The organism is Paraburkholderia domus (assembly GCF_905220705.1).
Lineage (GTDB): Bacteria > Pseudomonadota > Gammaproteobacteria > Burkholderiales > Burkholderiaceae > Paraburkholderia > Paraburkholderia domus.
In genome coordinates this window covers 32,745-52,624 of the sequence record NZ_CAJNAT010000021.1, presented here as the reverse complement: position 1 = coordinate 52,624, position 19,880 = coordinate 32,745, and the positions used below count along the sequence as shown (strand labels likewise).

18 protein-coding genes are annotated in these 19,880 nt (G+C 63.8%); 12 read left to right on the top strand and 6 right to left on the bottom strand.

The window, feature by feature from the left end; translation table 11 throughout:
• Window positions 1-84 precede the first annotated feature (84 nt).
• The gene (locus KHO31_RS27665) at window positions 85-864 is read right to left on the bottom strand and encodes a TetR/AcrR family transcriptional regulator (protein WP_201086015.1); all 780 of its coding nucleotides are present in this window, start codon (window positions 862-864) and stop codon (window positions 85-87) included.
• A gap of 77 nt (window positions 865-941) precedes the next feature.
• Between KHO31_RS27665 and KHO31_RS27660 the strand changes: the two genes are divergently transcribed.
• The 3 genes from KHO31_RS27660 (at window position 942) to KHO31_RS27650 (ending at window position 5,235) form a co-directional block, all read left to right on the top strand.
• Complete coding sequence (locus tag KHO31_RS27660) at window positions 942-2,477, top strand: MDR family MFS transporter (RefSeq protein ID WP_201078628.1); 1,536 nt, start codon at window positions 942-944, stop codon at window positions 2,475-2,477.
• A 438-nt stretch (window positions 2,478-2,915) separates the two neighbouring features.
• Entirely contained in the window at window positions 2,916-3,962 is a 1,047-nt protein-coding gene (locus KHO31_RS27655; protein WP_201078630.1) for a zinc ribbon domain-containing protein, read from the top strand.
• A gap of 199 nt (window positions 3,963-4,161) precedes the next feature.
• Window positions 4,162-5,235 (top strand): TAXI family TRAP transporter solute-binding subunit, encoded by a 1,074-nt coding sequence (locus KHO31_RS27650; protein ID WP_201086014.1) that lies wholly within the window; start codon window positions 4,162-4,164, stop codon window positions 5,233-5,235.
• 24 nt (window positions 5,236-5,259) lie between these two features.
• Here the strand turns inward: KHO31_RS27650 and KHO31_RS27645 are convergent, their stop codons facing one another.
• Window positions 5,260-6,699: an aminotransferase-like domain-containing protein gene (locus tag KHO31_RS27645; RefSeq protein WP_201086013.1), complete on the bottom strand. Its 1,440-nt coding sequence runs from the start codon at window positions 6,697-6,699 to the stop codon at window positions 5,260-5,262.
• 116 nt (window positions 6,700-6,815) lie between these two features.
• On the opposite strand from KHO31_RS27645, the gene KHO31_RS27640 reads away from it, so the two are divergent.
• Both KHO31_RS27640 and sapR read left to right on the top strand, forming a co-directional pair.
• On the top strand, window positions 6,816-7,703 hold the full coding sequence (locus KHO31_RS27640) for a DMT family transporter (protein ID WP_201078635.1): 888 nt from the start codon (window positions 6,816-6,818) through the stop codon (window positions 7,701-7,703).
• Between the two features lie 114 nt (window positions 7,704-7,817).
• Window positions 7,818-8,723 carry a sap1 transcriptional regulator SapR gene (gene sapR, locus KHO31_RS27635; RefSeq protein ID WP_201078637.1) on the top strand — a complete coding sequence of 302 codons (906 nt, stop codon included), beginning with the start codon at window positions 7,818-7,820 and terminating at the stop codon, window positions 8,721-8,723.
• Between the two features lie 83 nt (window positions 8,724-8,806).
• Here the strand turns inward: sapR and KHO31_RS27630 are convergent, their stop codons facing one another.
• Genes KHO31_RS27630 through KHO31_RS27615 form a run of 4 tightly spaced genes read right to left on the bottom strand, consistent with a single transcriptional unit; the run spans window position 8,807 to window position 13,500 of the window.
• The gene (locus KHO31_RS27630; protein WP_201078639.1) at window positions 8,807-9,547 is read right to left on the bottom strand and encodes an ABC transporter ATP-binding protein; all 741 of its coding nucleotides are present in this window, start codon (window positions 9,545-9,547) and stop codon (window positions 8,807-8,809) included.
• Between the two features lie 21 nt (window positions 9,548-9,568).
• Window positions 9,569-10,411, bottom strand: coding sequence for an ABC transporter ATP-binding protein (locus tag KHO31_RS27625; RefSeq protein ID WP_201086012.1), 843 nt, complete (start codon window positions 10,409-10,411; stop codon window positions 9,569-9,571).
• A gap of 10 nt (window positions 10,412-10,421) precedes the next feature.
• Window positions 10,422-12,245, bottom strand: coding sequence for an ABC transporter permease (locus KHO31_RS27620; protein ID WP_201086011.1), 1,824 nt, complete (start codon window positions 12,243-12,245; stop codon window positions 10,422-10,424).
• Between the two features lie 58 nt (window positions 12,246-12,303).
• Complete coding sequence (locus KHO31_RS27615) at window positions 12,304-13,500, bottom strand: ABC transporter substrate-binding protein (RefSeq protein ID WP_201122891.1); 1,197 nt, start codon at window positions 13,498-13,500, stop codon at window positions 12,304-12,306.
• Window positions 13,501-13,850: 350 nt separating this feature from the next.
• Between KHO31_RS27615 and KHO31_RS27610 the strand changes: the two genes are divergently transcribed.
• The 7 genes from KHO31_RS27610 to KHO31_RS27580 all read left to right on the top strand — a co-directional run bounded on the left by KHO31_RS27610 (window position 13,851) and on the right by KHO31_RS27580 (window position 19,770).
• Window positions 13,851-14,837 (top strand): LysR family transcriptional regulator, encoded by a 987-nt coding sequence (locus KHO31_RS27610; protein ID WP_201078646.1) that lies wholly within the window; start codon window positions 13,851-13,853, stop codon window positions 14,835-14,837.
• Complete coding sequence (locus KHO31_RS27605) at window positions 14,834-16,312, top strand: NAD(P)-binding domain-containing protein (RefSeq protein ID WP_201078648.1); 1,479 nt, start codon at window positions 14,834-14,836, stop codon at window positions 16,310-16,312. Before KHO31_RS27610 ends, KHO31_RS27605 begins: the two co-directional genes overlap by 4 nt.
• 15 nt (window positions 16,313-16,327) lie before the next feature.
• Window positions 16,328-16,879, top strand: a complete 552-nt coding sequence (locus tag KHO31_RS27600; RefSeq protein ID WP_201078650.1) for a CMD domain protein — start codon at window positions 16,328-16,330, stop codon at window positions 16,877-16,879.
• Window positions 16,876-17,490, top strand: a complete 615-nt coding sequence (locus tag KHO31_RS27595; protein WP_201078652.1) for a peroxidase-related enzyme — start codon at window positions 16,876-16,878, stop codon at window positions 17,488-17,490. Before KHO31_RS27600 ends, KHO31_RS27595 begins: the two co-directional genes overlap by 4 nt.
• Before the next feature lie 112 nt (window positions 17,491-17,602).
• Window positions 17,603-17,932: a hypothetical protein gene (locus KHO31_RS27590; RefSeq protein ID WP_211624577.1), complete on the top strand. Its 330-nt coding sequence runs from the start codon at window positions 17,603-17,605 to the stop codon at window positions 17,930-17,932.
• A gap of 227 nt (window positions 17,933-18,159) precedes the next feature.
• Window positions 18,160-18,759, top strand: coding sequence for a GNAT family N-acetyltransferase (locus tag KHO31_RS27585; protein WP_201078656.1), 600 nt, complete (start codon window positions 18,160-18,162; stop codon window positions 18,757-18,759).
• 144 nt (window positions 18,760-18,903) lie between these two features.
• Window positions 18,904-19,770: a MerR family transcriptional regulator gene (locus tag KHO31_RS27580; RefSeq protein WP_201078658.1), complete on the top strand. Its 867-nt coding sequence runs from the start codon at window positions 18,904-18,906 to the stop codon at window positions 19,768-19,770.
• Window positions 19,771-19,880 lie beyond the last annotated feature (110 nt).

Sequence of the window (19,880 nt, the reverse complement as noted above, 5' to 3'; positions counted from 1 at the left end):
CTGAAGAGAAAGCCCCGGCGCCGCCGGGGCACCTGCCGGCATCGCGCCGGAACGCCTCGCCTGTGCAAAGATCCGCCACCGCCGTCAATTCGTTTTGCCGGGACCGATACCCTGCACCAGCAAGGCCACCGCATGCCGGGCGATCTCCTCGCCGCCGATATTGCGCCGCGCGGGATCGTTACGCCACAGCTTCGAGGTGGCCAGCGGCAGGATCGTCATCCCCAGCAGCGTGACGAACACCAGCGACGGCTCCAGCCCCGCATTCAGGCGCCCTTCCTTCTGCCAGCGCGCGATGGCTGACAGCGATGCCTTCTGATGCGTGTCGCCGAATCGTTCATGCATGCGCTGGCGCAGCAGGCCGCCGTCGCTGATCACTTCACGCACCCACAGCGACGGAAACCACGGGTTGTCGCTCGCCACCTGCACCAAACGCTGCGCAAGCAGCGTTATTGCTGCCACCGGGTCGTCGGGATTTTCCTGAAATGGCACGCCGAGCCCCGCGCGCAGCGGAGCGAAACGCTCATCGATCAACACGTCGAGCAGTTGATCGCGCGTCTTGAAGTAGTAATGCATCATCGCCGGCGTGAAACCCGCCTCGCGGGCGATCTCCCCGAGTGTGGTGTCGACGATGCCCTGCCGGGCGAACAAGGTGAGCGCGGCGTCCAGCAGGCGGCTACGCTGCTCCGGCCCGCGCGTCGAGCCCGAAGGTCGGCCGGGGCGCCGTGCAGGTGCGGGCGTTGCAACGCTCGCAGGTTCACCCGCGGCGGCAGACGTCGCAGGCTTCGCAAGCCTTCGCGCCTTGACGGCGGCCGTGCTGCGCGATGCGCTCTTCACTTTCTGTTCATCTGCCGGAATCCTTGCCATTGCATTCAATTTGACGAGTGACGCGATGTCGCATATATTAATCTCCGAATTAATTAATTTCAACGCCGCGTGGTGCCATGGACCAATCGACAACGACTCAACCCACCGGGCTCGTGCAGCCTGATGTACAGCCCGGCCCCCGAGCCACCGACCACCCGCCGATCCGTCTGCTGTTTCCGGCACTGCTGCTGGTCATGCTGCTCGCCGCGCTCGATCAGACGATCGTCTCGACCGCGCTGCCGACCATCGTCGGCGAACTCGGCGGCCTCAATAACCTGTCATGGGTGGTGACCGCCTACCTGCTCAGCTCGACCATCGTCGTGCCGCTGTACGGCAAATTCGGCGATCTGTTCGGCCGCAAGATCGTCCTGCAAACGGCGATCATCGTGTTCCTCGTCGGCTCAGCGCTGTGCGGCATCGCGCAGGACATGACCCAACTGATCGTGCTGCGCGCGCTGCAAGGGCTCGGCGGCGGCGGCCTGCTGGTCGTGACCATGGCCGCCATCGCGGACGTGATTCCACCAGCTGAACGCGGCCGCTACCAGGGTGTATTCGGCGGCGTGTTCGGTCTCGCGACGGTGGTTGGGCCTCTGCTCGGCGGCTTTCTCGTCGAGCACCTGTCATGGCGCTGGATTTTTTACATCAACCTGCCGCTCGGCATCATTGCGCTGGCTGTGATCGGCGCGGTCTTCAAACCGCACGTGCGGCATGTGAAGCACACCATCGACTACATGGGCGCCGCGTTTCTCGCCGGCGCGCTCACCTGCATCATCCTGTTTACGAGCCAGGGCGGCACGATCCTGCCGTGGTCGTCGCCGCAGTTGTGGTTCACGCTGGGCATGGGGCTGGTGGCGATCTGGGGTTTCATCCACGAAGAGCGCACTGCTGTTGAACCGATCATGCCGCTCGAGCTCTTCAAACAGCGCACGTTTTTGCTGAGCAGTCTGATCGGCTTCATCGTCGGCGTGTCGATGTTTGGTTCGGTCACGTTCCTGCCGCTGTATTTGCAGGTCGTCAAAGGCTCGACACCTACGGAAGCCGGCATGCAGATGTTGCCGATGATGGGCGGTCTGTTCGTGATGTCGATGGTAACCGGACGCTTAATCAGTAAGATCGGCAAGTACCGGATGTTCCCAATCGCCGGCACTTTCCTCGTGGCCGTCGCCATGCTGCTGCTCGCACGCCTGCAGATCGACACGCCGATTCGTGTGATGTATCTCTACATGGGCATTCTCGGTTGCGGCCTCGGCATGGTGATGCAGGTGCTGATTCTCGCCGTGCAGAATACGGTCGAATTCAAGCACATGGGCGTCGCCACTTCAGGCGCGACGCTGTTCCGTTCGATCGGCGGCTCGATCGGCGTGGCCGGTTTTGGTGCGGTATTTTCCAATGGCCTCGCCGCGCGCCTCGAAAAGCTGATTCCGCCCGACACTGAATTGCCGCACGCGCTCGGACCGGCAACCATTCACCAGTTGCCTGAAGCATTGCGCGACGATTATCTGCAGGCGTTTGGCGGCGCGTTGCACACGGTGTATCTGTCGGCAGCCTGCGTAGTCGTGCTGGCCTTCGCACTCGCGTGGCTTCTGAAGGATCATCCGCTGCGCAAGCACTGATTCCGTATCACGCTTCTTGCAAGCGCTTTCTGCAAGCGCTTGATGACGAGGTCGAACGCCACGCGCTTCGACCTCGTTCCGTTTTCATCGCTGCCCTTCCGTTCCGCTGATTCCGCCGCCGCAGCATCGCGCCATCGCCTGCGCGTCATGACTTCGCAAGCGACGTGAAAAAAACCGTCCGCCGGTTCGTTCTGCCGACATGTGCAGTGTTTCGTCGTACCTACAAAGGTGCTTTCCCGCACCTGAAGTAGGTGAGAACGTCGATTGACGTTCTCACCGAAACGCCACATATTGCAAGCAGCGGCACCGCAAGCGAGGACTTGCGTCCCAAGGTTTTCCAGCGCGTGTAGATCGTGGTTTCCGCGGACATTGCTTCCTGCCTCAACACGATCTGGAGCATGCCGTAACGGCGTTGTTTTCCACAGGCGGGTCCACAGTATGTCCACCCAGACAATACTCGGCCATAGTTTCCCGATGCCCTGCAAACGCTGTGGCGGCGCCCTGTACCGGCAAGTCGACTATTGTCCGTATTGCGGCGCGGTGCATCCGCTCGACGCCGGCCCACACAAACGCGCTGTGATTCCCGGCAGCCGCGCCAGCGCCATGAGCAAGACGGCGCAGAAAAGCGCCTTCGACCCGGCACTGCCGGGCGAAACCGATCTCCCCGTAGAGACAGCGGTCACCGGTGAAGCTCCGCCTGCCGAGCCCCCGATGCAGGCACCGGTACTCGCGTCACCGGATGCGCCGATTCCTCCGCTCGCCGACCCGCCGCATCCGGGCGGCCACAGCGCCCTCCCGTTGCGCCGGGTGCTGCTCGCGATCGTGGCCATTGGCGCAATCGGACTAGCGTATGTCGCCTATGCACTATTCAGCGACAACCACGATTCGCAGAACGGCAACGCCGAGCAGACAGCAGACAACCCTCAGGACGCAAGAACGGCGACCGGCACGATTGCGCCATACACACCGGCTCAATCGACGAACCAGGCGGCCGCGGTTAAGCCTGCTGTCCCTAGCAGTCCCGCCAGGACCGCACCGGCGATTCCAGCCTCCCCCATCGCGCCGCAGGTGGCAGCGGCGCCGGTCAAACCGGTGGCACCGCAGTTCCGCGATGCCACGCAAGCGCTGCAGGCAGCGCGTCTCGCCTTGCGTGCCAACGATCTGTCCGCGGCACAAGCGGCGCTTGGCGCGGCGCAAACGCTGCAACCCGGCAACACCGACGCGCAAAGCCTGCTGACCGAATTGCAACCGCTTGCCGCGCGCCGCGACGCCGCGTTGCAGGCAGCACAACTGTGTGCCTCGCAACAGTCGTGGAACTGCGCACGCCAGCACGCCAATGAAGCGCTCGCGATTGACACTGGCAACGACACCGCGAAGACGATTCTCGAACGCGTGATTCACGAAACAGGTTGGGCGCCGCTCCACCCGCATGCCGCGACGGACAGTCCCGTCAGCGATAAATCGTTTGGATACCGAATTTCATAGACGCCCGCACGACCGATTGACTGCCTGATCGCCTGAATCGCGGCGCGCCCGATTACCCTGGCGATCGCGCGCCCTCTGAGCGGCAACAGACGGACATTGCATGCGCAGTGCATTGAACATGAGATGGCAAGCCGGCTCACCGGTGCGTCGCGCGCGGAGGCGAGAGCCTGTTCAACCCTGACCGATAGGTAGAGAGACCATGCTGAAGAGACTTCTGGCGGGATGGCTGGGGCTGGTGCTGATGGTCGCGTTTTCGTTTGCCGGCGCGGAGCCTGCGCACTACAAGATCGTCACAGGTCCGGAACGGGGCACGTATATTCAGATCGGCCAGGATCTGTCGAAATGGGTGGCACAGCCGGCCGGCATCGACCTGGAAGTGATGGCGTCGAAGGGCTCGGCTGAAAACGTGCAGCGCATGCGCTTCGAACCGGGCGTAAAGCTCGCGCTGGTGCAGTCCGACGTGTATCAGGCCTACATCGACATGGCCAACGCGGGCAATGCCGATGCGGGCACGGCGATCCGGCCGCTACGGCTCATCATGCCGCTCTACGACGAGGAAATTAACGTCGTGGTGCGCGCGGACTCGCCGATGAAAACCTTCGCCGACATCAAGGACAAGAGCATCAGTGTGGGCCTGATCGGCAGCGGTACCGCTCAAACGGCCACGACCCTCTATCACCTGATGTTCGGACAGGCGATTCCCGAGCAGAACATCCAGCACCTGAGCAACGAAGACGCGCTGGCCGCGCTGATCGTCAAGAAGGTGGATGTTGCGATCATCGTGGTCGGGCAGCCGGCAAAACTGTTCAACGACATGAATCCCGATCTGCTGCAACAGATCCGCCCTCTGAAGGTTGATCCCAACGCGCCCGAAACCGCCCGTGCAAAGCAGACGTATTTTCCCGCGACGCTCCGCGCGACCAGCTATCCGAACTGGCTGAAGGAAGATGTCCCCACGCTGACGGTGAAGGCCTTTCTTGTCACCTACGATTACGGTCTGCGCGATACCGTCGGCAACCTGAATCATTTTGCCGACTCGCTCTGCGCCAACTTCGACAATCTGCAGGAGCACGGGCATCCGAAGTGGAAGCAGGTGAAAATTGAATTGCCGACACTCGTGCGTGGATGGAAATACTACGGGCCAGTGGAGAAACATTTGCGCGCGTGTCTCGCGAACAAGAGTGCGGCAATCAGCGCGACGGCGGCGCAAGCCGCGCAGAAACCGCGCTCCGCCTGCACGGATCAGGAGCGTCTGCTGTTGCTGTGCAAGTAGCTTCGCCTGGTGAAGAGCGCGCGTTCAGGCGCGCTCTTTCGATACGGCCGACACGTCCATCGCCCGTTGCAGCGCCTCGTACACTTTTGGCCGGTTGCACTGCGACACGTTAAAGCGCAGGAAGCCGGCCGCCGACTGCGACGCGCTGAATACATTGCCTGGCGCAAACACCACGCTCTCGGCCAACGCGTGACGCGCGATGTCGGCGGCGTCGAGCGCATCCGGCAGGCGCGCCCACACGAAAATTCCGGCGCGTGGCCGGGTCCACACTTCAAGGCCAGCATAGCCCAGCCGCCTGATCGTCTCGCCCATGGCGTCTGCGAGCTTCGCGCGCATCGATTCCAGATGCCGCCGATAGGTGCCGTCCACCAGCAGACGATGCACGACGCTCGCCGCGAGCTGGCCGTTGCCGAACGAGGTGGCCAGCTTCAGATCGACCAGCGGCTCGACCCATTCGCTGCGCGCCGCGATGTAGCCGCAGCGCACCGCGGCGGACAAGGTCTTCGAAAAGCTGCCGATCGAGACCACCCGCGCAAGACCGTCGAACGCCGCGAGACGCGGCGCGGGTTCGTCCTCGAAGTCGGCGAAGATATCGTCCTCGACAATCAGCAGATTGTGCTCACCCGCCAGCTTCAGCAGCCGATGCGCGATGGCCGGGGCAAGCGTGGCGCCGGTTGGATTGTGGATCGCGGAATTGGTCACGTAGAGCCGCGGGCGATGCTCGATCAGCGCCCGCTCGAATGCCGCCAGATCGGGCCCGGACGGCGTATATGGCACACCGACGATACGGGCGCGATGCGCGCGAAGCAGTGCCTGAAAGTTGAAGTAACACGGATCGTCGATCAGGACCGTGTCGCCGGGTTCGAGCAGAAAGCGGCAGACCAGATCAAGCGCGTGCGTGCCGCCGTCGGTCAGCACGATCTGCTCGGGCGGCGCCTCTACGCCGTGCTGCGCGAGCCGCCAGGCGAGTTGCTGACGCAGCGCGGGCAGACCGAGCGGACTGGCGTATTCGGCGAGCGACGACTGCGGATCGCGCGCCACGGCACGTAGCGCGCGGCGCACGCCCTCTTCCGGCATCCATGAAGGAGGCATCCAGCCGCAACCCGGTTTGAACACCTTCGCACCGGCCTCCAGCGACTGCCGCGTGAGCCACAGCGGATCGACCTCGCGATCCAGCCGCGGCCCAAGATCGGCAAGCGCGAGCGGCGGCGCATGGCCGGACACGAAAAAGCCGGAACCGCGCCGCGCCACGACCACCCCCTCCGCAACCAGCCGGTCGTACGCTTCCACCACCGTCGACTTCGACACGCCGAGTGCCTCGGTCATCACGCGGATCGACGGCACGCGCGCGCCCGGCATCAGCGAACGGCTCGCGATGCGCTCGCGCAAATTGTCCATCACCGCACCGACACGCGTGCCGGCTTGCTCGCCGGAGGCCACCCGGTTGTTATCGCTTTCCGCCATCTGTACTGCTCCATGTTCGGTACAGTTTGTACGAATTGTACTGATCCGTAGCTTACACTTTGCGGCCCGAAAGCGGATGCTGTAAGTTCAATTTTCAATGCGCATGGACTCTTTCGATGGACAAGACAACGAACGGCTGGGTGAGCGGCATGGTGGGCGTGTTGATTTTCAGCGGCTCGCTACCCGCCACCCGCATCGCCGTGCAAGACCTCGATCCGCTGTTTCTGACGGTGGCCCGCGCGACCATCGCGGGCACGCTCGGTCTGTTGCTGCTGCTTGTGTTTCGCCAGGCTCGGCCCGCAAGGCGCGACCTCATCCCACTGCTGGTAGTCGCGCTCGGCGTCGTGGTCGGTTTTCCGCTCCTGACCGCCCTCGCGCTGCGCCACGTGAGCTCCGCGCACGCCATCGTGTTCGTCGGGCTCCTCCCGCTTTCCACCGCGATCTTCGGCGTGCTGCGCGGCGGCGAGCGCCCGCAGCCGGCTTTCTGGCTGTTCTCGGCGCTCGGTAGCGGCGCGGTGGTCGCGTTCGCCTTGCGCCACGGTCTGGACGCATCGCCGCTCGGCGATGCGCTGATGCTGGCGGCGATCGTCGTCTGCGGCCTGGGTTATGCCGAAGGCGCGCGGCTGTCACGCCATCTCGGCGGCTGGCAGGTGATTTCGTGGGCGCTGGTGCTGTCGCTGCCGGTGATGCTGCCGCTCGCCTGGTGGGCACGCCCGGCATCGTTTGACGGTGTGAGCCACGCGGCGCTGTGGGGACTCGCGTACGTGTCGCTCTTCAGCATGCTGATCGGCTTTGTGTTCTGGTATCGCGGACTGGCCCTCGGCGGCATCGCGGGAGTCGGGCAACTGCAGTTGCTGCAGCCGTTCTTCGGCCTGCTGCTCGCCGGTTTGCTGCTGCACGAACAAGTACCGCTGGCGATGATCCTGGTCACCGTCGTAGTGGTGGCATGCGTAGCGGGTGCGCGGCGTTTCTCGCGAACCACGCCGGTGCGGCCGGCAGTCTGAACGGTGTTTCGCCCGCGCGCACCCCGATTTTTGGGACCGCGCGGGGTCGGCTGCCGGTTGAATATGTCATCATCTCAATGATCGACCCATCACCCGCCCAGCGCCGCGACTACGATGCCCACCGCTTTTGCACAAACCGTCGAAGCCCGCTTTGCCGAACTCACGCCCACCTCCAAGCGTGTCGCCAGTTACATGCTGGCGAATCTCGACCGGCTCGGCCTCGAAAACGCCGATCAGATCGCCCAGCAAGCCGGCACCAGCGGCATCTCGGTGGGCCGGTTCCTGCGCAGCATCGGCTACCAGAACCTCGACGACCTGAAGCGCGAACTGCGCGGCGCGCAGGAGCGCCCGTGGCTGATCACCGACCGGCTCGACGCGTTTCGACGCGCTTCCGGCCAGCATGACGACGGCACACCGGTCGCAAGCGCGCCTGACGCTTCCCATGCAGCCCCCAACCCCGCGCTCGCTCAGTCGCTCGAACTTGAAATCGGCGCGATCCAGCATGTCTATCAACTCGCGCAATCGCCGGTGTTCGCCCGCATGGTCGAACGCATCTCGAATGCGGACGCCGTCTTTATCCTCGGCATTCAGTCCACACGCGGCATCAGCAACGCGTTCTACAGCTACCTCGAGTACATCCGCCCGCGCGTGTTCTATTCGGACGGCATGTCGGGCTCCTATGTCGATTCGCTGAACTCTGAGTTCAAGTCACCGTATCTGATCATCACCGATACGCGCGCCTACTCGATGATCGCGCGCCGCTATTGCGAAGCCGCAACGCGCCGTAATCTGCCCTTCGCGCTTGTCACCGACATTTACTGCCCGTGGGCGCGCGACTTCGACGGCGACCTGTTACAGGTCAAGACCGATGTCGGTCAGTTCTGGGATTCGCTGGCGCCGCTCACCTGCCTGTTCAACCTGCTGATCTCGGCGATTGTGGAACGGCTCGGCCCGGGCATCGACGAACGCGTTGCACGTAACCGCGAACTGCAAAGCGAATTCGACCAGTTCGACCTTTGAAGCCGCTTTCGCCACACGCCAAATGACTGAGATCGGCCGCAGCGCAGGCGGCCCGCAGCGCTCGATGTAGTTCGTCGATCGTGTCAGGATGCTGTCGTCGCCGCGGCCTCGCCGCCAAGATACGCGTCGCGGATCCGCTCATCGCCGAGCAGGGACTCAGCCGTGCCTTCGAGCACGACGCGGCCGGTCTGCAACACATAGCCGTAATGCGCGATCTCCAGCGCAAGGCTGGCGTTCTGCTCGACCATGAAGAACGTCACACCTTGCCGGTTGATCGTGTCGATCAGTTCCAGCACTTTGTCGACGTAGAGCGGCGACAAACCCATGGTGGGTTCATCCATGCAGATTAGTTTCGGCCGGCTCATCAATGCGCGCGCCATGGCGAGCATCTGCTGCTCGCCGCCGGAGAGCGTGCCGGCCTTTTGCACCAGGCGCTCCTTCACGCGCGGGAAAAGGCCCAGCACACGCTCGTAGTCCTCGTCGATGGAAACACGGTCGCGCCGCGTATAGGCGCCCATCAACAGATTCTCACGCACCGTCATGTCGCCGAACAGCCGCCGTGCTTCAGGCACCGAGCCGACACCGCGCCGCACGACCTGTGGCGTGCTGAGTCCTGTAATCGCCTCGCCTTCGAACGTTATGCTGCCGGAGCGCGGCTTGTGCAGACCGAGAATCAGCTTCATCGTGGTCGATTTTCCGCTCGCGTTGCCGCCGAGCAGACTGACGATCTGGCCGCGCCGCACCTGGAAGTTGACGTCGAAATGCACCTGCACGGGGCCGTAAAACGTCTCGATGTGTTCGAGTTTCAGTAAAGCGTCGCTCATCGTCGATATTCCAGCAGAGGTTCAGGCCGCGACGCGCATGGTCGCCGCGCCGCCGACATTGCGATGGCCCAGATACGCTTCGATCACACGTGGATCGTTGCGCACATCGCGCGGCAGGCCTTCGGCGATCTTCGCGCCGTTGTCGAGCACGATCACGCGATCCGATAGCCGCATCACCATGTCGAGCTTGTGTTCGATCAGCAGGATGGTCAGCCCGCGCGCCTTCAGTTGCTGGATCAGCACCAGCATTTCGGCGGTTTCGGACTCGTTCATGCCGGCCGTCGGCTCGTCGAGCAGCAGGATGCGCGGATGCAAGGCAAGCGCGCGGGCAATCTCGACACGCCGCCGGTTGGCATACGACAGGCTGTGCGCCGGGTGATCGATACGCGGCGCCAGGCGCTCGCCAAATCCCGCGATGATCTCGCGTACTTCGTCGCGCAGCGCCGTGTCTTCACGGCGGATCGAAGCCGGTCCGATAAGCGCGCGCGCTACTTCGGCCATCGCGCCGATAATCGGCCAACCGGTGCGAGTGGCGCGCAAACGCGCATGCGCGCCGATCAATACGTTGTCGAGCACACTCAGATTGCCGAACACCCGGCCATGTTGAAATGTCCGCGCAAGTCCGAGCGCGGCAAGCTTTTCCGGCCGCACGCCGGTGATGTCGCGGCCGTCGAATTGCACGCTGCCTGCGTCCGGCGTATCGAGCCCGGTGATCAGATTGAACAATGTCGACTTGCCCGCGCCGTTTGGCCCGATCACGCTGACGAGTTCGCCTTCCGAAATCGAAAGATCGACGCCGTTCACCGCGGTCAGTCCGCCGAAACGCCGCGTCACGCCGCGCACGTCGAGAAGAGTCTGTGTCATGTGCGCTCCGTCATACCGTTCCCAGCAAACCCTGCGGTCTGAACCGCACCAGCAGCAGCAATACCAGACCGTAGATCAGCATCCGGTAGTCGGCGGCCCAGCGGAAAATCTCCGGCAAGCCGATCAGCGCAACCGCGCCGACGATGCCGCCCAGCACGTTGCCGAGGCCGCCGAGAATCACCATCGTCAACGCAAGGATGGACACTTGCGAATCGAAGGTCTGGTTGTTGATGTAGCTATACAGATGCGCCGCGATCCCCCCGCTGATGCCAGCGGCCAGCCCACCGAACGCAAACGCGATCGCCTTGTAGCGGTTCGGGCGAATCCCGTGCGAGCGCGCGGCGACCTCGTCTTCGCGAATCGCACGCAGCGTGCGGCCCAAATGCGATCCCAACAGCCGCGTTTGCAGCAACGCCAGGACGATCAGCACGCCCAGTGCGAACCAGTAAATCGCACGCGCGCTATCCGGTGTCCAGCCGAACACCGACAGCGGTGCAATACCCGCGATGCCGAGCGGGCCGCGCGTCAGACTGTCCCAGTTGAGGATCACGAGGCTCACCACTTCGCCGATCCCGAGCGTTGCAATCGACACGTAATGCCCGCGCAAACGGAATGCCGGATAGACCAGCAGCGTGCCGAGCGCGGCGGTGATCAGACCGGCGCAAAAGATCGTCACGACCGGAGACCAACCGAGATTCATCGACAGCAGCGCGGACGCGTACGCCCCGATCACCAGCAGCGCGGCATGGCCGAGCGAAATCTGCCCGACTGTGCCCGCCACCAGCGTCAGGCTCAATGCCAACATTCCGTACAGCCAGGCATTGGTGAGTGTTTGCAGGAGATAGGACGAGCTGGCAACGAACGGCAACGCAACCGCAGCCAGTGCGAGAGCAATCACCACCGCGCGCGGCACCTTCACCGCTTTGCCCGCGGCCAGGAACGTGCCGGTCATCGGCTCGGGCGGCAAACGGCGGCTGCCGCTAAAGAGTCCGTTGGGACGCCACACCAGAAACAGCAACAGCAAAACGAACGCGAACAGATCGCGGTAACTCGTGCCGAAGATCGCCACGCCGTAACTCTCGACCAGACCCAGCAGCAGGCTGCCGACAATCGCGCCCGGCACGTTGCCCAGACCACCGATCAGCAACGCCACCACGCCCTTGAGCGTGGCCTGGAAGCCCATCGCCGGATCGATGCTGTTGTAGTACATGCCGACCAGCAAGCCGCTCACGCCGCCGAGTGCGCACGCGATCGCAAACACCGCCTGATTGACACCGTTGACGTTGACGCCCATCTGCTGCGCCGCATCCCGGTCCTGCGCAGTGGCGCGTACGGCCCAACCGAGCCGCGTGAAACGCAAGAACACATACAGCACAGCCGCCGCCGTCACGCCGATGCCCGCAATCAGCAGATCAAGCGAGCCGATCGTCGCGCCGCCAAGACGGAAATGCCAATCGGGTAGCGTACTTGGCACCGGCCGCGGGTCGGCACCGAACAGCAACTGAGCGCATTGATCGAGCACGAAGCTGATGCCGATCGTCGCAAGCAACGGAGCGATGCGTGCCGCGCCTTGCAGCGGCCGCAAGCCGATGCGCTCGATCGCGATGCCCAGCAGCCCGCAGCCGAGCACCACCGCGAGCAGGGCCAGCGGCAACGGCAACCCGAGCCGGGTCAGACACAGCCAGCCGATGAAACTGCCGATCATGTACACCGAGCCGTGCGCAAAGTTGATCAGATGCGACACGCCGAAAATCAGCGCGAGGCCGACCGCCAGCAATGCATAGATATTGCCGACGATCAGTCCGTTGATCGTGTAGTCGAGCCATGAGGCCATAGCATTCAGATCCGGTGAGAAGCAGACACGTGAGCGTCGCTTATGCGTTGCCTGGGTGTTATTTGGAAGCGACCAGCGGCTTCGCACCGTCCCATTGCGTGAACTGATTGTCCTTGACGACCAGGTACACGCTGCGCGCGCCGGCCACGCGACGCGTCTCCTGATCAAACTGCACCTTGCCGAAGATCAGGCTCGGCACATCCTTGATCTGCTTCAGGCCGTCGTGCACCGCCTGACGGGTCACGCCGTAGCGGCGCATGACTTCCGCCGAAACGATCATCGCGTCGTATGCGCGCGCGGCGAACGTGTCGGGCTCGCCGTTGTACTTCGCGCGATAACGCTGCACGAAGTCCTGCACTTCAGGCCGCTTGTCGCCGGGGAAGAAATTCGATTCGGTGAAGACGCCGTTCACGGCCTCGCCGCCCAGTTCGAGAAACTTCGGCGAATAGACCGAGCCCACGGCCGCGATCGGTTGCGTCAAGCCCGACGAGCGCGCCTGACGCACGATCTGCGCACCGTCCGCGTAGTAAGAGATCAGCACGAGCGAATCGGGTTTCGCTTCGTTGACGCGCACCAGCGTCGCGCGGAAATCTTTTTCAGTCGGCTGATAGCCTTCTGCCGCGACGACCTGCGCGCCATCCTGCGCGGCGGCTTTCGAGAAAATGTCCTTGCTGGTACGGCCCCAGTCGGTATTCAGATAGAGCACGGCAATACGCTTGAAGCCGAGTTCCTTCGTCGCGTAATGCGCGAGCAGCGGCTGCTCTTCAGCCTGGCTGAGCGCCGTGCTCCACATGTAGTCGCCACCCTTGGTGAAGTCGGGGTGCGAATTGGTGAAGCCGAATTGCACGAGTTGTCCGCGCTGATAGATCGGCGAGGCCGCCATCGAGGTCGTGCTCGACAGGTCACCCAGCTCCAGCAGAATACGCGGATCGCCGACGAACTTCTGCGCAATCGACACCGCCTGGCGCGGGTCGCCACGGCTATCCTCGAAATCGTAGGCAAGCGGGCGGCCCTTGATACCGCCCTGGCTGTTGATCTGCTCCAGCGCGAGATCGAAACCACGCTTCCACTGCGTGCCGTACTGCGCATCCTGTCCGGTAAGCGGCCCACTCACGCCGATCAGATACGGCTCGCCTGCCGCTGCGCCGGCATAGGCCGGCGAGGTCACGGCGATACCCACCACCGCGGCGAGCACCGGCAGCGTTTTCAGCAAGCGTGACCAGTTGGCCCGCGATGATTTGGATACGTGCTTCATGTTTGCCCCGGCTGTCATCTTCAAAGTGGGGCCATGAAACCACGGTGAATTCCGGCGGACCAACGAAGTTTTGGGAATATGGTTATCACGTTGGACAACCTCCCTCTGTTCGCTCAAGGCAACGCTATGAGGCCGTGTTCAGGTTCACGCGCAAACACGCCAACGCATCTCCTTGACGCAATTGCTTTTTCACTCTTTCGACACGTGCCGTAGAGAACAAAAGCTGAGACGCCACGCACTCGCCCGCCGATCCGCTTCGCATTTTTTCGGCTGTCGATATCGGAATTGATTATATAAATCCCGCATTCAGACGACCCTAAAATGCGCAGACCGAATTGCCAGGGCAAGTCATGGAACTGCATCAACTCGAAGCGTTTTCGGCGGTCATGTCCGCCGGCAGCATCACCGGTGCGGGACGTTTGCTCGAGCGCTCGCAGCCGGCCGTCACGCGTCAGATCCAGGAGCTCGAAGCGGATCTCGGCTATGCGCTGTTCAATCGCAATGGTCCGCGTGTCACGCCGACGCATCGTGCGTTTCTGCTCTATGAGGAAGTCGAGCGCTCGCTGATCGGACTGAAGACCATCGAGCAACGGGCGCGCGCCATCGGTCTTGGCGAAGCGGAACCGCTGCGCGTGGCGGCCACGCCCGCGCTGGCTGCGTCAATCGTGCCGCCCGCCATCGCCTCGATGCCGCTCATCGGCCACACGGCGCAATTCCAGTTGCGCAGTCTGTCGGCGGAACACGTCGTTCATGAAGTCCTGACCCGTACCGCGGACATCGGTCTGGTCACACTGCCGATCGGGCATGCGGGGCTCGACATCCACTGGATCGCCGAAGCGCCCTGCGTGGCGCTCGTGCAGAGCGGCGACCCGCTTGCCACGCAGCCGCAAGTCGCGCTGCGCGATCTGGCGGACCGGCGCATTGTCACCGTGGCGAACCGGTTTAGGTTGCGGCATCGAATCGACGCTGCATTCGCGGCCGCGCGCATTGCCGCCAATGTGTTCCTTGAAACCAACGCGTCGTTGAATGCGGTCATGGCCGCTCGGGCCGGTGCCGGTGTCGCGATCGTGGATCCGGCAACGGGTCTCGGCCTCTCAATCGAAGGCGTGACGGCGCGGCCGCTCGACTGCGCGATTCCGTTTTTCTTCGGCGTCGTGACGCCGGCGGGCAAACCGCGCCGCGCCGCCGTCGACGCGTTGCTGCAATCCATCGAACACGCCACGCGCGAGCTGCTCGATGGCGTGGTGCTGCATCCCGCCCAGGAGCACGATGCGCTGCTACAGCGCGAAACGCGCGTCTCTCGTGCGCGCACCAAACATCTGGAACACACAGCATGAATCGCCTTGCCGCACTCGAAACCCGCTTGCGTGAAGATCTGCGCTGGCTGGAATTGCCCGCGCCCTCATGGGTCCCGCCGCGTTTCGCCGACGCTGAACGCGTGCTCGATGTCGCCGTAATCGGCAGCGGCATGGCGGGGCTCGCCGCGGCGGCGGAACTGCGCTGGCTCGGTATCGACAATCTGCAGGTGTTCGACCGTGCGCCATCAGGACGCGAAGGCCCGTGGGTATCGTTCGCGCGAATGGAAACGCTACGCTCGCCCAAGCAACTCACGGGTCCCGCCTTGCGCATGCCGGCCCTCACGTTTCGCGCGTGGTACGAAGCGCAATTCGGCAGCGCCGCGTGGGATGCGCTCTACAAGATTCCGCGGACACAGTGGATGGACTACCTGCGCTGGTATCGCCACGTGCTCGATCTTCCAGTGCATAACGACACCACGTTGACCTCGCTGCGTCCGCGCGACGACGGCCTGCTTGCGCTCGATCTCGCTGAAGCTGGCGCGCAGCGCACGGTGCTCGCGCGGCATGTCGTTCTCGCCACCGGACGCGACGGTTTGGGCGGCCCATTTGTACCGGCTATTGCCGATACGGTTGCACGCCGCTACTGGGCGCACTCCGCGGATGCCATCGATTTCGCTGCATTGGCCGGCAAACGTGTCGGTGTCGTCGGCGCGGGCGCGTCCGCCTTCGACAATGCCGCAACCGCGCTCGAAGCGGGCGCGGCCGGCGTCAATCTGTTTATCCGCCGCGACGATATTCCGCGCGTGAACAAGCTGACGGGCATCGGCAGTCCGGGCCTCGTGCACGGTTTCGCCGATCTCGACGACGCGTCCAGATGGCGTTTCCTGCATTACGCGCAAGCTGAGCAAACGCCGCCGCCGCGAGACAGCGTGCTGCGGGTCTCGCGCCATGCCGGTGCGCGCTTTCATGTCGGCAGTCCGGTGCTTGCGCTCGACGAACTCGACGGCGCGCTCGCGGTAACAACACCGAAAGGCCGCTACGTGCTGGACTTTCTGATCTTCGCGACCGGCTTTCACTCGGATATCTCCACGCGCGCCGAGTTCGCGCCGTTCGCCCCCTTCGTGCGGCGCTGGAAAGATCGCTATCGGGCGGACCCGTCACTGCCTTCGTACGAACTGGCCGAGTCGCCGGATCTGGGCGCTGCGTTCGCGTTTCAGGAGCGCGAGCCCGGCACATGTGCGGCGCTGACGCAGATCCATTGCTTCAATCACGCGGCGAGTCTCAGCCACGGAAAGCTGTCCGGCGACATCCCTGCGATCAGCGACGGCGCGCAGCGTCTTGCGCGTGGTATTGCAAGCCGCCTGTTCGACGCGGATCGCGAGCGGCACTACCAGGCACTGGTCGCCTTCGATACGGCTGAGTTGCGAGGCGATGAGTGGACCGATGCGGATGCATCGTCCGAGACTTGGCGCACTCGACTGCAAGCAGAGAACGCCGCTGAAAACACCGATTAACCAGCCGGAGCAGACATGACCGACCTTGCGTCACCGACCCAACCATCCACGCCCACAGGCTCCGAAGATACGGATACCGTCGACGCCCTCGCCGGCCTGCAAGCCGGCAGCCCGCTCGCCGCGATCCGCCATGCTCGCGACAAAGTCGCGCTGCACACGCAACGCAGCGAAGACGCGCTGTTCGATCCCTCGCTGCCCGAGTTGTCGTTGCAGGAGCGTTTGTTTGCCGCATGGTATACCGCGCGCCTTTCCCTCGCGGACGATCTCGCTGACGCCTACACGGCGAGGCTCATCGCTGCCGGCGCACAGCCGGTCACGCTCGATGCAATCGAAACGGACTCGCTCGACCCGGCCACCGACGCGCGCCTGATCGCGATCCTCTCGCACGTCAAGCTGCTGACTATCAAGCCGCTCGAAGCACGCCCCGAGAATCTGCAGACGCTGCAGCACGCCGGTATCACGACGCGCGGCATCGTCGCGTTGTCGCAGTTGATTGCGTTCGTCACCTATCAATTGCGCGTCATAGCGGGCCTGACGGCATTGCGCGCCGCACAGGGGGCAGCATGATTCATTTGAATACCAGTTCATCGCCGGCTGATCGGCTCAACGGCTTCACCTTCGATACGCTCGGCTGGCGCGCGTGGCTCGACACGGTCAGCCTCGACGACGCCACACCCGAGCAGATCCGCGTGCTCGAAGAGAGCCATCCGCAAGCCAGGACCTCCGACTACTATCTGCTGCTGGTCCAACAGGCGGAAATCCTGCGGCAGCGCTCCGGGGTCTTCAACGCGATCATGTATGCGCCTCGCGGCCTGCCGCGCGCCGAGCGGGAACTCGCCAGCACCGTGGTGTCGCGCGTGAATGGCTGCGTGTATTGCGCTTCGGTGCACGCGCAACGATTCGGCCAGCTCGCGAAACGGACCGACGCAATCGAGCAGGTTTTCGAAGACCCGTCGACTGCCGGCACCACAGAGCGCGAACGGACGATCATCCGGTACGCGATCGAATTGACCGACCATCCTGAAAGCGTCGACGCTGCTGCCATCAAGCGGCTCGAAGCAAGCGGCCTGACGCACGCAGAGATTCTCGACCTGACTCATGCAATCGCGATCTTCGCGTGGGCCAACCGCCTGATGCTCACGCTTGGCGAGCCGGTGTTTCCGCAAAACGGTGTGTGATGCCTGCGTGCGGCGAATCAAGGCTTCCGATCGTATCTGCCTGCGTGCGGCGAAGGAGCCGCAAGCCGCATTGCGGTATCCTCACCGGCTCGTTCAGAAGGAGAATAGATTCATGAAGTTTTCGATTTGCCTGGCGGTTGCCGCCCTCACGCTGTCCGCCACCGCGTACGCGCAAACCTCGCAGACTTATCGCTTCGGCGAAGGCCAGAGCACGCTGCCGTCCGGCAATGCCCATCAGGCACCCGCGCCGGGCGCGCAGGCGCAACAGCCACAAGCGCAGCAAGCACAGCAGCAACCGCAACCGCAACCGCAACCGCAACCGCAACCGCAACCGCAACCAACCGAGCATGCGCCGGCCAAGGCCAAACCGAAGCACAAGGCAAAGCATCACCGGCATCATCGCGGACATGTAACGCAGCCGGATACGTACTCGCATAACTGATGGGCGAAACGCATGCCACATGCATGCGTCTGTACGACGAAGACCTGCAGTGCGCGGCACAGTCGCATGGCATGGCGCCCCACGCCAGGCCCGGATCGCGCCGGTCACCAGGGGATGCGCTGATACTCCGTATAGATCGTGGTGATTTTTGACTCGCTTCAAATTCGCGCGCGCGGCGGGCATAGTAAAACCTATCCCCAGAACCACTGGCCACGACAGGAACACGTATGAGCACCACCCGCCCCGCGCCCGCCACGCCTCACTCAACCGCCGCCCCGCCGCCCGCGCCCTGGATCCGCGACGCCACCGAAGCCGATCTGCCCGCGATCCAGGCGATTTACGCGCACCACGTGCTGACCGGAGTCGCATCGTTCGAAGAAATCCCACCTTCCGTCGACGACCTGCGCACGCGGCTCGCGTCGGTGCGCAGCCACGGGCTGCCGTACATGGTGGCGGAAATCGACGGCAAAGTCGCCGGCTATTGCTACGCGACACCGTACCGGCCGCGCGCCGCCTATCGCAACACGATCGAAGATTCGATCTATGTGAGCGACGCGTATCGTGGGCGCGGCTTGGGACGTGTGTTGTTACAAGCACTGATCGAACGCTGCGAAACCGGACCGTGGCGCCAGATGGTCGCCGTGATCGCCGACGGCGGCAGCGGCGGATCGCTGTCGCTGCACGCGCAACTGGGTTTCGAACTGGCCGGCACGTTGAAGGCGGTCGGGTTCAAGCACGGCCGCTGGCTCGACACCACGCTGATGCAGCGGACCTTGGGCGTGGGCGATTCATCCGTGCCGGACGACGTCGCAGCAGGGCGCCGATAGAGCGCAGGGCGTCACCTCGGGCCCGGGAAGGCTGTTTGTCGCGAGGCGGCCTTTTCCCCCAGCCCTGCCCTCGCCTCACCGCCTTGACCGGCAAACTGCCCGTCGCACCAGCCAGCGCACTGGCCGCCGCGTTAAAATCCCCCCATGCCCAATACGCCGCCTCCCTTTCCGCCCTTGCCCGACGCCCCTAACGTCCCGGCAAGCGACACGCCGCGCAACGAATACACGGTCGACGAACTCGCGCGCGTGACCGACTCCACCGTGCGCAATGTGCGCGCCTATCAGGACCGCGGCCTGCTCGCGCCGCCGGAAAAACGCGGCCGGGTCGGCGTGTATGACGATACGCATGTGTCGCGTCTGAAGCTGATCAACCATCTGCTCACGCGCGGCTACACGCTCGCGAACATCCAGGACCTGATCATGGCTGTGGACGAAGGCCATGATCTGCGTTCGATCCTCGGCCTTGAAACCGCGATCGGCGGCCGCTGGTCGCGCGAACGGCCGAAAAAATACTCGCTGATCGAACTGCTGCAAATGTTCGGCGACAAGGCCTCGCCGAGCGCGCTCGGCAAGGCGGTCGATCTGGGTTTGCTGGAGCGCGACGGCCTCTCCTTCGTGTCCGGCAGCCCGACGGCGCTAGCCGCCGGCGCGACCATGGCCAAGGAAGGCATTCCCCTCGCCGACCTGCTCGACGCCGTGGGCATCGCAAGGCCGCATTTCAATGCGGTCGCCAAAGCGCTGGTCGATCTGGTGGTCCGCCAACTGGACCGCTATGACGCCGACGCCCTGCCGCCGCCTGCCGACGTGCCCGCCCTGGTCGACGCGATCTGGCGTGTGCGGCCGCTGGCCATGGTGCTGGTTGAAAGCGAAATGAACCGCGCTCTTGAAGAAGCCTCCGGCGATTATCTCGGCGACCGCGTCGCGGCGATCATGGAAAAGAAGCTGGGTCATCCATCCGAGGGCACAGCCGCGGAGCGCCCTGCGGCAAAGAAAGATAAACCCAAAAAATAGCCCTACGGGCAGGCGCTCGCGGCCACCCGCGTCGCGACAAGCGTCTTGCCTGTTGCCGCTTATGCGGGCGATTTGACGCCCCGTTCTGCGTTCGCGCACGCGTCATATTC

Coding starts and splice junctions, on each gene's coding strand:
- KHO31_RS27665 (WP_201086015.1), bottom strand. CDS start 864: ATGGCAAGGATTCCGGCAGATGAACAGAAAGTGAAGAGCGCATCGCGC.
- KHO31_RS27660 (WP_201078628.1), top strand. CDS start 942: ATGGACCAATCGACAACGACTCAACCCACCGGGCTCGTGCAGCCTGAT.
- KHO31_RS27655 (WP_201078630.1), top strand. CDS start 2,916: ATGTCCACCCAGACAATACTCGGCCATAGTTTCCCGATGCCCTGCAAA.
- KHO31_RS27650 (WP_201086014.1), top strand. CDS start 4,162: ATGCTGAAGAGACTTCTGGCGGGATGGCTGGGGCTGGTGCTGATGGTC.
- KHO31_RS27645 (WP_201086013.1), bottom strand. CDS start 6,699: ATGGCGGAAAGCGATAACAACCGGGTGGCCTCCGGCGAGCAAGCCGGC.
- KHO31_RS27640 (WP_201078635.1), top strand. CDS start 6,816: ATGGACAAGACAACGAACGGCTGGGTGAGCGGCATGGTGGGCGTGTTG.
- sapR (WP_201078637.1), top strand. CDS start 7,818: ATGCCCACCGCTTTTGCACAAACCGTCGAAGCCCGCTTTGCCGAACTC.
- KHO31_RS27630 (WP_201078639.1), bottom strand. CDS start 9,547: ATGAGCGACGCTTTACTGAAACTCGAACACATCGAGACGTTTTACGGC.
- KHO31_RS27625 (WP_201086012.1), bottom strand. CDS start 10,411: ATGACACAGACTCTTCTCGACGTGCGCGGCGTGACGCGGCGTTTCGGC.
- KHO31_RS27620 (WP_201086011.1), bottom strand. CDS start 12,245: ATGGCCTCATGGCTCGACTACACGATCAACGGACTGATCGTCGGCAAT.
- KHO31_RS27615 (WP_201122891.1), bottom strand. CDS start 13,500: ATGAAGCACGTATCCAAATCATCGCGGGCCAACTGGTCACGCTTGCTG.
- KHO31_RS27610 (WP_201078646.1), top strand. CDS start 13,851: ATGGAACTGCATCAACTCGAAGCGTTTTCGGCGGTCATGTCCGCCGGC.
- KHO31_RS27605 (WP_201078648.1), top strand. CDS start 14,834: ATGAATCGCCTTGCCGCACTCGAAACCCGCTTGCGTGAAGATCTGCGC.
- KHO31_RS27600 (WP_201078650.1), top strand. CDS start 16,328: ATGACCGACCTTGCGTCACCGACCCAACCATCCACGCCCACAGGCTCC.
- KHO31_RS27595 (WP_201078652.1), top strand. CDS start 16,876: ATGATTCATTTGAATACCAGTTCATCGCCGGCTGATCGGCTCAACGGC.
- KHO31_RS27590 (WP_211624577.1), top strand. CDS start 17,603: ATGAAGTTTTCGATTTGCCTGGCGGTTGCCGCCCTCACGCTGTCCGCC.
- KHO31_RS27585 (WP_201078656.1), top strand. CDS start 18,160: ATGAGCACCACCCGCCCCGCGCCCGCCACGCCTCACTCAACCGCCGCC.
- KHO31_RS27580 (WP_201078658.1), top strand. CDS start 18,904: ATGCCCAATACGCCGCCTCCCTTTCCGCCCTTGCCCGACGCCCCTAAC.